We start from the raw sequence: 17,228 nt of genomic DNA, 5'->3' as shown, positions 1-17,228 counted from the left end.
TTCCGGTCGAGACCCTGAAGAAGCTGATCGCCCTGGCTGATCAGTACGACTTCGTCATTGCCGCCGACGAGTGCTACAGCGAACTGTACTTCGACGAGCAAACTCCACCGCCGGGCCTGCTCAGCGCCTGCGTCGAACTTGACCGCAATGACTTCAAGCGCTGCGTGGTCTTCCACAGTCTGTCCAAGCGCTCCAACCTGCCGGGCCTGCGTTCAGGCTTCGTTGCCGGCGATGCCGACATCCTCAAGGGTTTCCTGCTCTATCGCACCTACCACGGCTGCGCGATGCCAGTCCAAACCCAACTGGCCAGCGTCGCCGCGTGGAATGACGAAGTGCATGTGCGCGCCAACCGTGCGCTGTACCGGGAGAAGTTCGATGCGGTGCTGAACATCCTCAGCCCGGTCATGGACGTACAGCGTCCGGACGGCAGTTTCTATCTTTGGCCGAACGTAAAGGGTGACGACGCGGCGTTCTGCCGTGATCTGTTCGAACAGGAACACGTGACCGTGGTGCCGGGCTCGTATCTGTCTCGCGATGTCGATGGCGTCAATCCTGGCGCCGGGCGTGTGCGCATGGCGCTGGTTGCGCCGTTGGCGGAATGCGTCGAAGCCGCCGAACGGATTCGCGATTTCATCACCCGTCAACAATAAGTAATATCGGCCCGCGCCAGGCAATCTGGCGCGCGGCTTGATCACTGCGATACATATCAAAGCAATTAACGACTTCCAACCCGCCTTTACCAAAGATAGTCTTCTGGCTCAGTTACTGTCGCTTTTATCGATTCAGAAAATAACCTGCAAACAGCACCCACAACCATCTCGTAAATCAATATGGATATTGATCATGCACCACTACCCCTTCGTCAAAATGCGCAGTCGCAACTTCACCTCGGGAGAACGTCACAAGCGTGCCATCGCCTGCTCCAACCGCTTATGGAGCAACGCCAGCACGGTAACTTTTTCGTTCATGGAAGATTTACCCGATGAAGTTGCCTACCGGGTCGAACGCATAATTCGCCAATGGGAACCGGTTGTCAGCCTGACATTCGAACAGGTCGAACAAGGCCAAGGGCAAATCCGTATCGCCCTGAACGGCGACGAGAACTGGTCGGCAATCGGCACCGAAGCCCTGGACCTCGGCCCCGAAGAACCCACGCTGGTCATACAGACCGCTTTGCAAGACCCGCAGTTTGAAGCCACGCTGCTGCATGAGTTCGGACATGCACTGGGATTTCATCATGCCCATCTGCATCCCGATGCGAATATTCCATGGAATATGGAAGCTGTTTATATGTACTTCAAGGAAACTCAGGGCTGGAATGATGATGAAATTGAAATGAACATATTCCGCATAAACAATTGCGAGAGTACTTTCAAAGGAGAATACGACAGTCTTTCAATCATGCATTACCCGGTACCGAATTTCTTGACCCATGGTAACTTCGAGATTGCCTTCAACATGAAACTCAGTGAACGGGACAAACGCCTCGCCAGGCAAAGTTATCCCGCCATTGATTATCGAGCGCAGATTATTTGACCTGGCCCAGGTTGGCCTCACTCAAGTCCAGATCGGCCAACACTTCCCTGAGCACATCATCACCAATCTGATGCTGCCGACTAAGACTGTACAGTTCCAGACGTTGCGCGCGCAGCGCTTTCAAGCGCAAACGCCGTTCAAGCAGATCCATCTGGAATGCCAGCGCCTGGGCTTCGGCGGAATCGTTGAATACATCAAGTTGATGGCGATATTCGGACATGATCCGCGCCTTGAGCTCCGCTGCCAGCGCCGCTTGAGCGGCATCCTGTGGGACGACTTCTTCGGTTTCCAGCGAGTGAATGGCCGCCTCGGCAGTCTTGCGCCAGGCATCGCGCACTTCCTGACGACGCTTGTCGTCGGGACTTTTGTCGATGCCGCGCAGCAGCAAGGGCAGCGCGATACAGGCCGAGACCAGCGACAGCAGAATCACCCCGGCAGCAATGAAGATCAGCAGGTCGCGCTCAGGAAAAGCCTCCGCGCCGATCAACATCGGCACTGACATCACGCCCGCCAGCGTTACCGCCCCGCGCACACCGCCCACCGTCAGCAACCAGCAGGAGCGCGCCGTCGGCACTTGCGTCAGCTCGCCCTTGCCGCGCAATCGGCGCAGCAACACCGACAAGCGCCAGATGCTTTGCACCCAGATGAAGCGCAGCAGCACCAGCGCGACGAAGATCGCCAACACATCGAGGCAGCGATAGAACAGCGTCGGCCACAGCGTCGGCTCATGGCTGACCACCGCCTTGATGATGTCTGGCAATTGCAGGCCAAGCAGCAGGAAGATCAAGCCATTGAACGCAAATTCGAGCAGCGCCCAAACGCTGCGATTAAGCAATCGCGTGCTGGTCTGGCGCGGCAGCAGGTCGAGCCAGCTTTGCATCATCCCCGCCGCCACCGCCGAAAGAATGCCCGAAGCGCCCAGACGTTCAGCCAGTACATAAGCGGCGAACGGCAGCAGCAACATGAACACCACATGCGTGGCCGGATCGTCCCAGCCACGGGCGATCATCCACGCGCGCAGGCGTCCGACCAGCCAGCTCAACGCCACACCGACCGCCAGACCACCGAGCGCTACCGCGACGAAGGTCAGACTGGCATTGGTCAACGAAAACACCCCCGTGACCGCTGCAGCGAGGGCGAACTTGAAGGTCACCAGGCCTGAGGCGTCATTCATCAGCGCCTCGCCCTGAAGAATGTGCATCAGCGGCGTCGGGAGACGGTTTTGCGAAATCGCTGACACCGCCACGGCGTCCGTTGGCGATAAAACCGCTGCCAGGGCAAAGGCCACTGGCAGCGGAATCGTTGGCAACAGCCAATGAATGAAATAACCGGCACCGACTACGGTGAACAGAACAAGGCCGACGGCCAGGGTCAGGATAGGTCCGCGCAATTGCCAGAAGGCGCGTTTGGGCATGCGCCAGCCATCGGAAAACAGCAGTGGCGGCAAGAACAGAAACAAAAACAATTCGGGATCGAGGACGACGTGCAGGCCAAGCGTCGGCCAGGCGAGCAAGGCACCGGCGGCGATTTGCACCAGCGGCAACGGCAGCGGGATGACCCGCCCAACCAGGCGCGAGACGCTGACCAGCATCAGCAGGATCAGGACGGTGTAAGCAGTTTGCATAAAACCAGAATCTCAGGCGATCGACAGCATTGAACTGCCATATTAGCGCCTTAGGCTGTGGCTGACCGCTGCACCTATGTCGCAGCCCTCGCTTTTGCAGGAGCTGCGGCACGCTGCGATCTCTTCAAGATCAAAAGATCGCAGCCTCGTTTCACTCGTCAGCTCCTACAGGGGTTTTGCATTGCCAAATCGACCTGAGGCGCCGCGAAACCGTCCGGTCATGGCATAATCCGTCACCATTTTTTTCCAGCACCTGTAAAGGGGGCGATTCCTTGGCCGTTTCAAGTAAAACGTTGCACCTTTTCGGCATCAAAGCCTGCGACACCATGAAAAAGGCGCGCACCTGGCTCGATGAACACGCTGTCAGCTATGACTTTCACGATTACAAGACCGCCGGCATTGACCGTGAGCACCTGAGCCAATGGTGCGACGAGCACGGCTGGCAAACCGTGTTGAACCGCGCCGGCACGACCTTTCGCAAACTCGACGACGAACGCAAAGCCGATCTCGACCAGTCGAAAGCCATCGAACTGATGCTCGCACAACCCTCGATGATCAAGCGCCCGGTGCTCGATCTCGGTGACCGAACCCTGATTGGCTTCAAGCCAGATATCTACGCGGCCGCTCTGAAGTAAGCAGCCCGTCACTCTTTGTAGAGGTATTCACATGTCCAATTCCCTGTTCAGCATCGCCTTTGGTGTCGGCACCCAGAACCGTCAAGGCGCATGGCTGGAAGTGTTCTACGCCCAGCCGCTGCTCAATCCTTCGGCCGAACTGGTCGCGGCTGTTGCGCCGATCCTCGGTTACACCGAAGGCAACCAGGCCATTACCTTCACCACCGCCCAGGCCGCGCAACTGGCTGAAGCCGTGAAAGGCATCGACGCCGTGCAGGGCAAGCTGCTGACCCGCCTGGCCGAAAGCCACAAGCCGCTGGTCGCCACTTTGCTGGCCGAAGATGCGCAACTGACCTCCACGCCTGAGGCCTACCTCAAGCTGCATCTGCTCTCGCACCGTCTGGTCAAGCCGCACGGCGTCAGCCTCGCCGGTATTTTCCCGCTGCTGCCGAACGTGGCGTGGACCAGCCAGGGCGCGATCGACCTGAGCGAACTGGCGGAAATGCAACTCGAAGCACGCCTGCGCGGCGAGCTGCTGGAAGTGTTCTCGGTGGACAAGTTCCCGAAAATGACCGACTACGTGGTACCGGCCGGCGTGCGTATCGCTGATGCCGCGCGTCTGCGTCTGGGCGCTTATGTCGGCGAAGGCACCACCGTGATGCACGAAGGCTTCATCAACTTCAACGCCGGCACCGAAGGCCCGGGCATGATCGAAGGCCGCGTTTCCGCTGGCGTCTTCGTCGGCAAAGGTTCGGACCTGGGCGGCGGTTGCTCGACCATGGGCACCCTGTCGGGCGGTGGCAACATCGTGATCAAGGTCGGCGAAGGCTGCCTGATCGGCGCCAACGCCGGTATCGGTATTCCGTTGGGCGACCGCAACACTGTGGAATCGGGCCTGTACGTGACCGCTGGCACCAAGGTTGCGCTGCTCGACGAAAACAACAATCTGGTCAAGGTTGTGAAAGCACGTGAGCTGGCCGGTCAGACTGATCTGCTGTTCCGTCGCAATTCGGAAACCGGTGCTGTGGAATGCAAGACCCACAAATCGGCGATCGAACTGAACGAAGCGCTGCACGCTCACAACTAAGCGCTGTAGGCCTGTGGGAGCGAGTCTGCTCGCGAAGCTTTTGGCGTCCTCAAGGACGCTTTCGCGTGCAGGTTCGCTCCCACAAGGTTTGGCGTACACCCCGCCCAATTTCACAGGGCTGAACCCATGATGATCCCCTCCCCCTGGCGCGCCGATTTCCCGGCCATCGCCGCGCTGCAACGGCAAGACCAGACCTATCTGGACAGCGCCGCCACCACGCAAAAACCCCAGGCCCTGCTCGACGCACTGACGCATTACTACGCCAACGGCGCGGCCAATGTGCATCGTGCGCAACACCTGCCCGGTGCCCACGCGACGCAAGCGTTCGAAGACAGTCGGCGCAAGGTTGGCCAATGGCTGAATGCCGGTGACAGCGGGCAAATCATCTTCACGCACGGTGCCACCAGCGCGCTGAATCTGCTGGCTTATGGTCTGGAGCCTCTGTTTCAGCCGGGCGATGAGATTGTCATCAGCGCCCTGGAGCATCACGCCAACCTGCTGCCGTGGCAGCAACTGGCGCAACGTCGCAATCTGAAACTGGTGATCCTGCCGCTGGATGCCGACGGCCTGATCGACCTCGGCGCTGCCGTACACCTGATCGGCCCGCGCACGCGTTTGTTGGCGGTCAGCCAGTTGTCCAATGTGCTCGGCGCCTGGCAGCCACTGACCGCTTTGCTGGGCATGGCCAAGGCGCAGAACGCGCTGACCGTGGTCGATGGTGCGCAAGGTGTGGTGCACGGTCGGCATGATGTACAGGCGCTGGGTTGCGACTTCTATGTATTTTCCAGCCACAAACTCTACGGCCCCGATGGCCTCGGCGTGCTGTTCGGGCGCAACGCTGCGCTGGAGCAATTGCAGCATTGGCAGTTCGGCGGCGAGATGGTGCTCGACGCCAACTATCAGGATTCGCGCTTCCGCCCGGCGCCGTTGGGGTTCGAGGCAGGCACACCGCCGATCGCCAGTGTCATCGGCCTCGGAGCCACGCTGGATTATCTGGCTGGACTGGATCAGCAAGCCGTGTCTGCCCACGAAGCGGCGCTGCACGACTATCTGTTGCGCGGCCTCGCCGCACGCAACGGCATTCGCCTGCTCGGCAAGCCGCAACTGGCCTTGGCCAGTTTTGTCGTCGAAGGCGTGCACAACGCCGATCTGGCGCATCTGCTCACCGAACAAGGCATCGCCGTACGCGCCGGGCATCACTGCGCCATGCCGCTGATGAAAAGCTTCGAACTGGCCGGCGCGATTCGCGTGTCGCTGGCGCTGTATAACGACTCGGAAGATCTGGAGCGCTTTTTCGAGGCGCTGGATCAGGCGCTGGAGATGTTGCGATGAGCCTGCCGATGGAAGCGGCCGAAGCGCTGCAGACGTTTCAGACTGCGGCGGGCTGGGAACAGCGGGCGCGGCTGCTGATGCAGTTTGGTGATCGTCTGCCGGCGCTGGATGACGCGCAAAAGTGCGAGGCCAACCGGGTGCATGGCTGTGAGAGTCAGGTGTGGCTGGTCGGCGATTTGCGCGACGGGCACTGGCAGTTCAAGGCAAGCAGCGATGCGCGGATGATTCGCGGGTTGGTGGCGTTGTTGCTGTTGCGGGTCAATGGCTTGTCGGCGGCTGATATAAAGCAAATCGATTTGCCGGATTGGTTTAATCAGCTCGGCCTGTCCCGCCAGCTATCGCCATCGCGCAGCAATGGCCTCAATGCCGTGCTCACGCGGATGAATGAGTTGGCGCGCTAATCGCCTTCGCGAGCAGGCTCGCTCCCACAATGGAAATGCATTTCCCGGTGGGAGCGAGCCTGCTCGCGAAGAGGCCCTCATTAACACCTTCAGGCTTGAGGCCTGACCCGGTCCGCCGGGCGCCGAACACCAGCGACAATCTTGTCCACAGCCTTGGTCGCCGCGACCATGCCAAATGTCGCGGTGACCATCATCACCGCGCCAAAGCCGCCGGCGCAGTCGAGCTTCACGCCGTCGCCGACAAAACTCTTCTGCAGGCAAATGCTGCCGTCCGGTTTCGGGTAGCGCAGCTGTTCGGTGGAAAACACGCACGGCACGCTGTAATGGCGGGTCACGGTGCGGGAAAAGCCGTAGTCGCGACGCAAGGTCGAACGGACTTTCGATGCCAGTGGGTCGTTGAAGGTGCGGTTGAGATCGCAGACTTGAATCAGCGTCGGGTCAATCTGCCCGCCCGCGCCGCCGGTGGTGATGATCTGGATCTTGCGGCGTTTGCACCAGGCGATCAGCGCCGCTTTGGCATTGACCGCATCGATGCAGTCGATCACGCAGTCGATGTTCGGCGTGATGTACTCGGCCATGGTGTCGCGGGTAACGAAATCGGCCACGGCGTGCACCGTGCAATCGGGATTGATCCCGCGCAGACGCTCGGCCATCACCTCGACCTTGGGTTTGCCGACGGTGCTGTCCAGCGCATGCAATTGGCGGTTGGCGTTGCTGACGCAGACGTCGTCGAGGTCGAACAGCGAGATCTCGCCAACCCCGCAACGGGCCATGGCTTCCGCCGCCCAGGAGCCGACGCCACCGACGCCGACGATCGCCACATGGGCGGCGCGCAAGCGTTCCAGGCCCTCGATGCCATACAAACGGGCGATGCCTGCAAACCGCGGATCTTCTGTACTCATGACCATTACCCCAAAAACCGGCGCGCATTATAGGGCTACGCAGCGACAAGTTTTAAGCTGCAAGCGACAAGTGTAAGAACTTAAGTCAGAGACGGCTGCCCAATGTCAGGCATTTTCCCGTCAGTTGTACGACTGGTTAACCGCCGGTGTAGGATGCGCGCCCCTCGGGCGTCTATCCGACCGATCCTTCGTTCCACAGCCTTTGGAACCCGAAACAGCTATGTCATCGCGTAAATTTGGACTCAACCTGGTGGTGGTGCTGGCCATCGCTGCCTTGTTCACCGGTTTCTGGGCGCTGGTCAATCGCCCGGTCACGGCGCCGAACTGGCCGCAGCAAATCTCCGGCTTCTCGTATTCGCCATTCCAGCAGGGGCAATTCCCTCAGAAGGATCAGTATCCGTCTGACGATGAAATGCGCCGTGACCTGGAAATCATGAGCAAGCTGACCGACAACATTCGTATCTATTCGGTCGACGGTTCGTTGGGAGACATCCCGAAACTGGCTGAAGAATTCGGCCTGCGCGTCACCCTCGGTATCTGGATCAGTCCGGATCAGGAACGCAACGAACGGGAAATCACCAAAGCCATCGAACTGGCCAACACCTCGCGCAGCGTCGTGCGCGTGGTGGTCGGCAACGAGGCGCTGTTTCGCGAAGAAATCACCCCTGAGGCTTTGATCGTTCTGCTGGATCGGGTGCGCGCTGCGGTGAAGGTGCCGGTAACCACCTCCGAACAATGGCACATCTGGGAGAAATACCCGCAACTGGCCAAGCACGTTGACCTGATCGCCGCCCACGTCCTGCCCTACTGGGAATTCATTCCGGTGGACAAGGCCGGCCAGTTCGTCTTCGACCGCGCCCGCGATCTGAAAAAGCTGTTTCCCAAAAAACCGCTGCTGCTCTCCGAGGTCGGCTGGCCGAGCAACGGGCGCATGCGCGGTGGCGCCGATGCATCGCCAGCCGATCAGGCAATTTATCTGCGCACGCTGGTCAACAAGCTCAATCGCCAAGGCTTCAACTACTTCGTGATCGAAGCGTTCGATCAGCCGTGGAAGGCCAGCGATGAAGGTTCCGTCGGCGCCTACTGGGGCGTGTTCAACGCCGCGCGCCAGCAGAAATTCAATTTCGAAGGCCCGGTGGTGGCGATTCCGCAATGGCGCGTGCTGGCCATCGGCTCGGTGGTACTGGCGCTGCTGTCGCTGACCCTGCTGATGATCGACGGCTCGGCGCTGCGCCAGCGTGGTCGCACGTTCCTGACGTTTATCGCGTTCCTCTGCGGTTCGGTGCTGGTGTACATCGGTTACGACTACAGCCAGCAATACAGCACGTGGTTCAGCCTCACGGTCGGATTCCTCCTGGCGCTCGGTGCGCTCGGGGTGTTCATCGTGCTGCTCACCGAGGCCCATGAACTGGCCGAAGCGGTGTGGATTCACAAGCGCCGGCGGGAATTCCTGCCGGTGCTGGGCGATTCCGATTACCGACCGAAAGTGTCGATCCACGTGCCCTGCTACAACGAGCCGCCAGAGATGGTCAAACAGACCCTCGATGCCTTGGCCGCGCTCGATTATCCAGACTTCGAAGTCCTGATCATCGACAACAACACCAAGGACCCGGCGGTGTGGGAACCGGTGCGCGATTACTGCGCGACCCTCGGCCCGCGCTTCAAGTTCTTTCATGTTTCGCCGCTGGCCGGTTTCAAGGGCGGCGCGCTGAATTACCTGATTCCGCATACCGCCAAGGATGCCGAAGTCATTGCCGTGATCGACTCCGATTACTGCGTGCACCCGAACTGGCTCAAGCACATGGTGCCGCACTTCGCCGACCCGAAAATCGCCGTAGTGCAGTCGCCGCAGGATTATCGCGACCAGAACGAAAGCACTTTCAAGAAGCTCTGCTACGCCGAATACAAAGGCTTCTTCCACATCGGCATGGTCACCCGCAACGACCGTGACGCGATCATTCAGCACGGCACCATGACCATGACCCGCCGTTCCGTGCTGGAAGAATTGGGCTGGGCTGACTGGTGCATCTGTGAAGACGCCGAGCTCGGTCTGCGCGTGTTCGAGAAGGGCCTGTCGGCGGCGTATTACCACGACAGCTATGGCAAGGGCCTGATGCCGGATACCTTCATCGACTTCAAGAAACAGCGTTTCCGCTGGGCCTATGGCGCGATCCAGATCATCAAGCGCCACACCCGCAGCCTGCTGCGCGGCAAGGACACCGAACTGACTCGCGGTCAGCGTTATCACTTCCTCGCTGGCTGGCTGCCGTGGGTCGCCGATGGCATGAACATCTTCTTCACCGTCGGCGCCCTGCTATGGTCGGCGGCGATGATCATCGTGCCGCAACGGGTCGATCCGCCGCTGCTGATTTTCGCGATCCCGCCACTGGCGCTTTTCGTGTTCAAGGTCGGCAAGATCATCTTCCTCTACCGCCGCGCCGTCGGTGTGAATCTGAAAGATGCGTTCTGCGCGGCGCTGGCCGGCCTGGCGTTGTCGCACACCATCGCCAAAGCGGTACTGTACGGTTTCTTCACCAGCAGCATTCCGTTTTTCCGCACGCCGAAAAACGCTGACAACCACGGTTTCTGGGTGGCGATCAGCGAGGCTCGCGAGGAGCTGTTCATCATGCTGTTGCTGTGGGGCGCGGCGCTGGGGATCTTCCTCGTGCAGGGCATCCCGAGCAATGACATGCGCTTCTGGGTAACCATGTTGCTGGTGCAGTCGCTGCCGTATCTGGCGGCGCTGATCATGGCGTTCCTGTCGTCGCTGCCCAAACCTGTGGCCAAGGCTGAGCCGGCACCGGTCGTCTAAATCCGCAACGCAGCACTAAACGGCGGCCAATGGTCGCCGTTTTGCTTTAAGATAACCGCCATTTTGCGGGCGCGCTGCTATCCCCGTGGGAGCGAGCTTGCTCGCGAAGGCTTTGTAACATTCAACCCTTATGTTGCCTGTTCCACCGCTTTCGCGAGCAAGCTCGCTCCCACATTGGCCCTCGCTCAAATTCATGATCCGGAGTTTTCCATGACGGCCCACGCCGACCTATCGCCGACCCTTCAACTGGCCATCGACCTGATCCGCCGTCCCTCCGTAACCCCGGTCGATGCCGACTGCCAGAAGCAGATGATGCAGCGCCTGGGCGATGCCGGTTTCACTCTGGAGCCGATGCGCATCGAAGATGTGGATAACTTCTGGGCCACCCACGGCAACAACGACGGCCCGGTGCTGTGCTTCGCCGGCCACACCGACGTGGTGCCGACCGGTCCGGTTACCGCATGGCAGATCGATCCGTTCAATGCCGTGATCGACGAACATGGCATGCTCTGCGGCCGTGGCGCGGCAGACATGAAAGGCAGCCTGGCATCGATGACAGTCGCCGCTGAACGTTTCGTCGCCGACTATCCGAACCATAAAGGCAAGGTCGCTTTCCTCATCACCAGCGATGAAGAAGGCCCGGCGCATCACGGCACCAAGGCTGTGGTCGAACGTCTGGTCGCGCGCAACGAGCGTCTGGACTGGTGCATCGTTGGCGAGCCGTCGAGCACCACCCTGGTCGGCGATGTGGTGAAAAACGGCCGTCGCGGCTCCCTCGGCGCCAAGCTCACGGTCAAAGGCGTGCAGGGCCACGTGGCCTACCCGCATCTGGCGAAGAACCCGATCCACCTCGCCGCTCCGGCGCTGGCAGAGCTGGCCGCCGAGCACTGGGACCACGGCAACGATTTCTTCCCGCCGACCAGTTTCCAGATTTCCAACCTCAATTCCGGCACCGGCGCGACCAACGTGATCCCGGGTGATCTGGTGGCGGTGTTCAACTTCCGTTTCTCCACCGAATCGACCGTCGAAGGCCTGCAGAAACGCGTTGCCGACATCCTCGACAAGCATGGTCTGGACTGGCACATCGACTGGGCGCTGTCCGGCCTGCCATTCCTCACCGAACCGGGCGCGCTGCTCGATGCGGTGTCGTCGAGCATCAAGGACATCACCGGTCGCGAAACCAAAGCCTCGACCAGCGGTGGCACATCCGATGGCCGTTTCATCGCGACCATGGGCACGCAAGTGGTTGAACTGGGCCCGGTCAACGCGACCATTCACCAGGTCAACGAACGCGTGCTGGCAGCCGATCTCGACGTGCTGACCGAAATCTATTACCAGACCCTGATCAAGTTGCTCGCCTGATGCTCGCCTGCCCGATCTGCAGTGAGCCGCTCAATGCGGTGGACAACGGCGTGGTCTGTCCCGCCGGGCATCGTTTCGACCGTGCGCGCCAGGGTTATCTGAACCTGCTGCCGGTGCAGCACAAGAACAGCCGCGACCCGGGCGACAATCAGGCGATGGTCGAAGCGCGGCGTGATTTCCTCAACGCCGGGCATTACGCGCCGGTGGCCAAACGTCTGGCTGAATTGGCTGCGAGTTATACCCCAGAGCGCTGGGTCGACATCGGTTGTGGCGAGGGTTACTACACCGCGCAAATCGCCGAAGCGTTGCCCAATGCGGATGGCTACGCGCTGGATATCTCCCGTGAAGCGGTCAAACGCGCCTGCAAGCGCAATCCGGCGATTACCTGGTTGATCGCGAGCATGGCCCGCGTGCCGTTGGCTTCAGGCAGTTGCCAATTTCTCGCCAGCGTCTTCAGTCCGTTGGACTGGGAAGAAGCCAAGCGTCTGCTCAGCGTCGGCGGCGGCCTGATGAAAGTCGGCCCGACCCGTGGCCATCTGATGGAATTGCGCGAGCGCCTGTACGACGAAGTGCGCGAGTACACCGACGACAAGCACCTGGCCCTGGTGCCGGAAGGCATGGCGCTGGCGCACAGCGAAACCCTGGAATTCAAGCTGACCCTGGACAAGCCCGAGGAACGCGCCAACCTGTTGGCGATGACGCCTCACGGCTGGCGTGCCAGTGCCGAGCGTCGTGCGGCGGTAATCGAGCAGGCCGAGCCGTTCGAGACCACCGTGTCGATGCGCTACGATTATTTCGTTCTTCAATAACTTTTGGTCTCGGGCAAAGGCCCGGGGCCGGCTAAATCCGCGAATGGATTTTTCAGACCCGCAGTGAGGACATCCATGCGCCAACCGGACATCGAGATTTACCTGAAAGACGCCGACGTCGACCACAAGGCCATTTCCACCTGGCTCGGCCAAGCGCTGGGCCCGTGCAGCGACTGGGTGCAGAAAGGCCAGACGTACAAGTGCAAGGCCGGCAACGTGCCGGTGACCTGGCTGCCGAAAGCCGTGGGCAAGTGGAACAGCCTGTACCTGGAAAGCGACCAGACTCCCTGGGACGACGACATCGCCTGCGCCCGCGCAGCCTTTGCCGCACTGAACGTCGAAGTGCGTTGTGCACCGGGGACGTGGGTCGAAGAAGAAGGTGAAGAAACCGCCGATCGCTGGATTCGCATCAGCGCAGACGGAGAAGAAGAGATCACCTGGAAAACCGCTTAGCGGCAGCTACAAGCTTCAAGCTCCAAGCTTCAAGCTGAACTGCTTGCAGCTTGAGGCTTGAGGCTTGCAGCTGCTTTTACAGACCTACAACGTCTTCCGCCTGCAATCCCTTCTCGCCAGTAATCACGGCGTACTCGACCTGTTGACCTTCAGTCAGCGAGCGGTGCCCTTCGCCGCGTATCGCGCGGTAGTGCACGAACACGTCCACGCCGTCTTGGCGCTGGATAAAGCCGTAGCCTTTGGCGTCGTTGAACCACTTCACGTTGCCGGTTTCGCGTGTTGCCATCTGTTCATACTCCTTTTTTATTATTGAACGGGCTTTTCGCAGGAAAGCCTTCGAGGAACGTCAGCCTGCGTCCGACGTCCATGACAGGGCACCGGCAACAGAGCGCCGAGTATATGACAGGTGCGAAAACTCTCAACAGGAGATTACTTCGGCGCTTTTTTGCCGATTTTCGCCTAATACGGCAAACTGTCCGCCCCGAGCGCCTGCTCGGTTTTATTCACTCACGCAGAAGCCGTATGACCCGTTCCCCGTTCCGCCGTCTTGTGTTTGGCACCCTGCGCCGCCTGTTGTATCTCTGGGTTCGCTCCGAGACCATCAATCAGTCGTCGTTCACCCTCAACCTCGACCGCAGTCGTCCGGTGTTCTACGTCCTGCAAAACCCTTCGCTGACCGATCTGGCGGTGGTTGACACAGAGTGCACCAAGGCCGGTTTGCCACGCCCGGTGCTGGCGGTGTCGGTGGGTTCACTCATCGAACCAGCGGCGTTTTTCTATTTGACGCCGGACCCGGACTGGCTCGGCCGCCAGGACAAACGCGGCGCGCCGCCGACTCTCACCCGTCTGGTCAGCGCGCTGACACAGAATGCTGCCGAAGACGCGCAGATCATTCCGGTCAGTGTGTTCTGGGGCCAGTCGCCGGACAGCGAAAACAGTCCGTGGAAACTGTTGTTCGCCGACAGCTGGGCAGTCACCGGGCGCCTGCGCCGGCTGCTGAGCATCATCGTCCTCGGGCGTAAAACCCGCGTGCAGTTTTCCGCGCCGATCCACCTGCGCGATCTGATCGATCACAACAAGGGTCATGAGCGCACCGTGCGCATGGCCCAGCGCATCCTGCGCGTGCACTTCCGCAACTTGAAAGCCGCGGTGATCGGCCCGGACATTTCCCACCGGCGCAATCTGGTCAAAGGCCTGCTCAATCAGCCGTTGGTCAAACAGGCGATCCTCGACGAAGCCGAGCGCGAAAAAATCTCCCCGGAAAAAGCCAAGGCCCAGGCCCTGCGCTACGGCAACGAGATCGCCTCGGACTACACCTACACCGCGATCCGTTTTCTCGAAGTGGTGCTGAGCTGGTTCTGGAACAAGATCTACGACGGCATCAAGGTCAACCACATCGAGGGCGTACAGAACGTCGCGCAGGGTCACGAAGTGATCTATGTGCCATGCCACCGCAGCCATATCGACTACCTGCTGCTTTCGTATCTGCTGTTCCGCAATGGTCTCACCCCGCCGCACATCGCCGCCGGGATCAACCTGAACATGCCGGTGATCGGCAGCCTGCTGCGTCGCGGCGGTGCGTTCTTCATGCGCCGCACCTTCAAGGGCAATCCGTTGTACACCTCGGTGTTCAACGAATACCTGCACACGCTGTTCACCAAAGGTTTCCCGGTGGAGTATTTCGTCGAGGGCGGGCGCTCGCGCACCGGGCGCATGCTGCAACCGAAAACCGGCATGCTCGCGATCACCCTGCGCAGTTTCCTGCGTTCGTCGCGGATGCCGATCGTCTTCGTGCCGGTGTACATCGGATACGAGCGCGTGCTCGAAGGCCGCACCTACCTCGGCGAACTGCGTGGGGCGAGCAAGAAAAAAGAATCGATCTTCGACATTTTCAAAGTGATCGGCGCGCTCAAGCAGCGCTTCGGTCAGGTCGCGGTCAACTTCGGCGAGCCGATCAAACTGGCGGAATTTCTCGACGCCGAGCAACCGGACTGGCGCCGGCAGGAGCTCGGCCCGCAGTTCAAACCGGCGTGGCTCAACGAAACCACCAACCGCCTCGGCGAGAAAGTCGCCCGGCACCTCAACGAAGCGGCGGCGATCAATCCGGTGAATCTGGTGGCGTTGGCTCTACTGTCGACCACGCGTCTGGCCCTGGATGATCGGGCCATGGCGCGGGTGCTGGATCTGTATCTGGCGCTGCTGCGCAAAGTCCCGTATTCGCCACACACCACCTTGCCGGAAGGCGATGGCCGGGCGCTGATCGAGCATGTGAAAGACATGGATCTGCTCGCCGAGCAGAACGATGCGCTGGGCAAGATTCTGTATCTGGACGAGCAGAACGCGGTCCTGATGACTTACTACCGCAACAACGTCCTGCACATTTTCGCTCTGCCGTCGTTGCTGGCGAGTTTCTTCCAGAGCACCTCGCGCATGAGCCGCGAGCAGATCCTGCGCTACACCCGCGCGCTGTATCCGTACCTGCAATCGGAGCTGTTCATCCGCTGGAGCCTGGATGAACTCGACGCGGTGATCGATCAGTGGCTGGAAGCGTTCGTCGAGCAGGGCCTGCTGCGTTTCGAGAAGGACGTTTACCTGCGCCCGGCACCGAGTTCGCGGCATTTCGTGCTGCTGACGCTGCTGTCGAAAAGCATCGCGCAGACCTTGCAGCGCTTCTACATGACCGTGTCCCTGCTGCTCAACAGCGGCCAGAACAGCATCAGCGCCGAAGAGCTGGAAGATCTGTGCACAGTGATGGCCCAGCGCCTGTCGATCCTCCATGGCCTCAATGCGCCGGAATTCTTCGACAAGAGTCTGTTCCGCCACTTCATCCAGACCCTGCTCGACCTCGACGTCCTGCGCCGCGACGAAGCCGGCAAGCTCAGCTATCACGAACTGCTCGGCGAGCTGGCCGAAGGCGCGGCCAAGCGCGTGTTGCCGGCGGAGATTCGCCTGTCGATCCGCCAGGTCGCGCTGCACCGCAGTGAAGATGCGGCGGATCAGATCACGCCACAGCCTGAGGCTTGAAGCCTTACCCCTGTGGGAGCGAGCCTGCTCGCGAAGACGGAATGTCAGTCGACATTTAGTTTGACTGACCCAGCGCTTTCGCGAGCAGGCTCGCTCCCACATTGAAAGGAGATTCACCCATGAAAAAACTGCTAACCCTCGCCGCCGCCACGCTGCTCAGCGCCTGCCAATCAACCACCCCCGCCGGCAAGGCCAGCCTCGACGGCGAAGTCTTCTACCTGCAACGCATCGCCCTGCCCCCGAGCGCGACCCTGAGTGTGAGCCTGCAAGATGCGTCGCTGGCCGATGCACCGGCCATCGTTCTCGCCGAACAGAACGGCCCGATCAAAGGCCAGGTGCCGCTGCCGTTTCATTTGAGCTACGATCCGGCGCAGGTCAAATCCGGCCACCGTTACTCGGTCAGCGCGCGCATTGAAGTCAACGGCGAGCTGATGTTCATCACCACCGAAAACCACGCCGTGCAACTCGACGGCAACGACCCGCAGCCGCTGAAAATCCGCGTCGACGCCGTTCGTTAATCCATTTTTCGCCACAAGGAAGCCGCCATGCGCCGCCCTACCCTTCGCTTCGCCGCCGCCTGCGCCGGTCTGCTGATCTCCGCCAATGCCTTGGCCTTGTCGCTCAACGACCTGTCGCAACAAGACGCCACCGGCGGCCTCAAGGACGCCCTGACCCAAGGCGCCCAGATCGCCGTGAAACAGCTCGGCACCCCGGGCGGCTTCAGCAACAACCCCGAAGTGAAAATCGAACTGCCGGGCAAACTCGGCAAAGCCGCGAGCAAGATGAAAGCCTTCGGCATGGGCGCCCAGGTCGAAGAACTGGAAACCGCGATGAACAAAGCCGCCGAATCCGCCGTGACCCAGGCCCAGCCAATCCTCGTCGATGCAGTGAAGAAAATGAGCGTGGCCGACGCCAAAGGCATCCTCAGCGGCGGCAATGATTCGGCGACCCAGTACCTGAACAAATCCAGCCGCGAACAGATCCGCGCGAAATTCCTGCCCATCGTCAAGCAAGCCACCGACAAGGTCGGCGTCGCGCAGAAGTACAACTCGTTTGCGGGCCAGGCCGCTGCGTTTGGCGTGGTGGACGCGAAGAGCGCAAATGTCGAGAACTACGTCACCGAGCAAGCACTGAATGGCCTGTTCGAGATGATCGGCAAGCAGGAAGAAACCATCCGCCAGAACCCGGCCGCTGCGGCGACGAGTCTGGCGAAGAAAGTGTTTGGTACGCTTTAAGTCGTTACAACATGGGGGCGATTCAATTCGCTCCCAT

General features: G+C 60.5%; 16 protein-coding genes. 13 read left to right on the top strand and 3 right to left on the bottom strand.

Translation table 11 applies throughout. The annotated features are described in order from the left end of the window. Both D6877_RS18365 and D6877_RS18360 read left to right on the top strand, forming a co-directional pair. The coding region (locus D6877_RS18365) for an aminotransferase class I/II-fold pyridoxal phosphate-dependent enzyme (RefSeq protein WP_130911689.1) at window positions 1-650 on the top strand (650 nt) is incomplete at its 5' end. A gap of 193 nt (window positions 651-843) precedes the next feature. Continuing rightward, window positions 844-1,536, top strand: coding sequence for a M12 family metallopeptidase (locus tag D6877_RS18360; protein ID WP_130911688.1), 693 nt, complete (start codon window positions 844-846; stop codon window positions 1,534-1,536). Here the strand turns inward: D6877_RS18360 and D6877_RS18355 are convergent. Further along, a complete protein-coding gene (locus D6877_RS18355) occupies window positions 1,529-3,160 on the bottom strand; it encodes a Na+/H+ antiporter (RefSeq protein WP_130911687.1) in 1,632 nt (543 codons plus the stop codon). The two genes, D6877_RS18360 and D6877_RS18355, sit on opposite strands and share 8 nt — an antisense overlap. A 272-nt stretch (window positions 3,161-3,432) precedes the next feature. On the opposite strand from D6877_RS18355, the gene D6877_RS18350 reads away from it, so the two are divergent. The 4 genes from D6877_RS18350 (at window position 3,433) to D6877_RS18335 (ending at window position 6,594) form a co-directional block, all read left to right on the top strand. Next, window positions 3,433-3,795, top strand: a complete 363-nt coding sequence (locus D6877_RS18350; protein ID WP_130911686.1) for an ArsC family reductase — start codon at window positions 3,433-3,435, stop codon at window positions 3,793-3,795. A gap of 31 nt (window positions 3,796-3,826) precedes the next feature. Next, window positions 3,827-4,861, top strand: a complete 1,035-nt coding sequence (dapD, locus tag D6877_RS18345) for a 2,3,4,5-tetrahydropyridine-2,6-dicarboxylate N-succinyltransferase (protein WP_041478134.1) — start codon at window positions 3,827-3,829, stop codon at window positions 4,859-4,861. 126 nt (window positions 4,862-4,987) lie between these two features. Continuing rightward, complete coding sequence (locus D6877_RS18340; RefSeq protein WP_130887777.1) at window positions 4,988-6,193, top strand: cysteine desulfurase; 1,206 nt, start codon at window positions 4,988-4,990, stop codon at window positions 6,191-6,193. Further along, window positions 6,190-6,594 carry a SufE family protein gene (locus tag D6877_RS18335; protein WP_130911685.1) on the top strand — a complete coding sequence of 135 codons (405 nt, stop codon included), beginning with the start codon at window positions 6,190-6,192 and terminating at the stop codon, window positions 6,592-6,594. Before D6877_RS18340 ends, D6877_RS18335 begins: the two co-directional genes overlap by 4 nt. Before the next feature lie 89 nt (window positions 6,595-6,683). On the opposite strand, the gene tcdA is transcribed toward D6877_RS18335, so the two are convergent. Beyond that, on the bottom strand, window positions 6,684-7,502 hold the full coding sequence (gene tcdA, locus D6877_RS18330; protein ID WP_130911684.1) for a tRNA cyclic N6-threonylcarbamoyladenosine(37) synthase TcdA: 819 nt from the start codon (window positions 7,500-7,502) through the stop codon (window positions 6,684-6,686). Window positions 7,503-7,716: 214 nt separating this feature from the next. Between tcdA and D6877_RS18325 the strand changes: the two genes are divergently transcribed. The 4 genes from D6877_RS18325 to D6877_RS18310 all read left to right on the top strand — a co-directional run bounded on the left by D6877_RS18325 (window position 7,717) and on the right by D6877_RS18310 (window position 12,932). After that, entirely contained in the window at window positions 7,717-10,308 is a 2,592-nt protein-coding gene (locus tag D6877_RS18325; RefSeq protein WP_056783195.1) for a glycosyltransferase, read from the top strand. Window positions 10,309-10,518: 210 nt separating this feature from the next. Then, window positions 10,519-11,670 (top strand): succinyl-diaminopimelate desuccinylase, encoded by a 1,152-nt coding sequence (dapE, locus tag D6877_RS18320; RefSeq protein WP_016771486.1) that lies wholly within the window; start codon window positions 10,519-10,521, stop codon window positions 11,668-11,670. Then, window positions 11,670-12,479: a putative RNA methyltransferase gene (locus D6877_RS18315; RefSeq protein ID WP_130911683.1), complete on the top strand. Its 810-nt coding sequence runs from the start codon at window positions 11,670-11,672 to the stop codon at window positions 12,477-12,479. Before dapE ends, D6877_RS18315 begins: the two co-directional genes overlap by 1 nt. Window positions 12,480-12,554: 75 nt before the next feature. Beyond that, entirely contained in the window at window positions 12,555-12,932 is a 378-nt protein-coding gene (locus tag D6877_RS18310) for a hypothetical protein (protein WP_130911682.1), read from the top strand. A gap of 76 nt (window positions 12,933-13,008) precedes the next feature. Here D6877_RS18310 and D6877_RS18305 read toward each other — a convergent pair whose 3' ends face one another. Next, a complete protein-coding gene (locus D6877_RS18305) occupies window positions 13,009-13,218 on the bottom strand; it encodes a cold-shock protein (RefSeq protein WP_130911681.1) in 210 nt (69 codons plus the stop codon). 236 nt (window positions 13,219-13,454) lie between these two features. Between D6877_RS18305 and plsB the strand changes: the two genes are divergently transcribed. From plsB to D6877_RS18290, 3 genes are all read left to right on the top strand, one after another. Further along, entirely contained in the window at window positions 13,455-15,956 is a 2,502-nt protein-coding gene (gene plsB, locus D6877_RS18300; protein ID WP_130911680.1) for a glycerol-3-phosphate 1-O-acyltransferase PlsB, read from the top strand. A 119-nt stretch (window positions 15,957-16,075) separates the two neighbouring features. Continuing rightward, window positions 16,076-16,474 (top strand): YbaY family lipoprotein, encoded by a 399-nt coding sequence (locus D6877_RS18295; RefSeq protein WP_130911679.1) that lies wholly within the window; start codon window positions 16,076-16,078, stop codon window positions 16,472-16,474. A gap of 27 nt (window positions 16,475-16,501) precedes the next feature. Then, window positions 16,502-17,191 carry a DUF4197 domain-containing protein gene (locus tag D6877_RS18290; RefSeq protein WP_024011760.1) on the top strand — a complete coding sequence of 230 codons (690 nt, stop codon included), beginning with the start codon at window positions 16,502-16,504 and terminating at the stop codon, window positions 17,189-17,191. Window positions 17,192-17,228 lie beyond the last annotated feature (37 nt).

The sequence above is a fragment of the Pseudomonas sp. Sample_9 genome, assembly GCF_004307535.1.
GTDB lineage: Bacteria > Pseudomonadota > Gammaproteobacteria > Pseudomonadales > Pseudomonadaceae > Aquipseudomonas > Aquipseudomonas mercuritolerans.
Note: the sequence above shows the minus strand (reverse complement) of the source record. Positions and strands in the feature narration are given on the sequence as shown.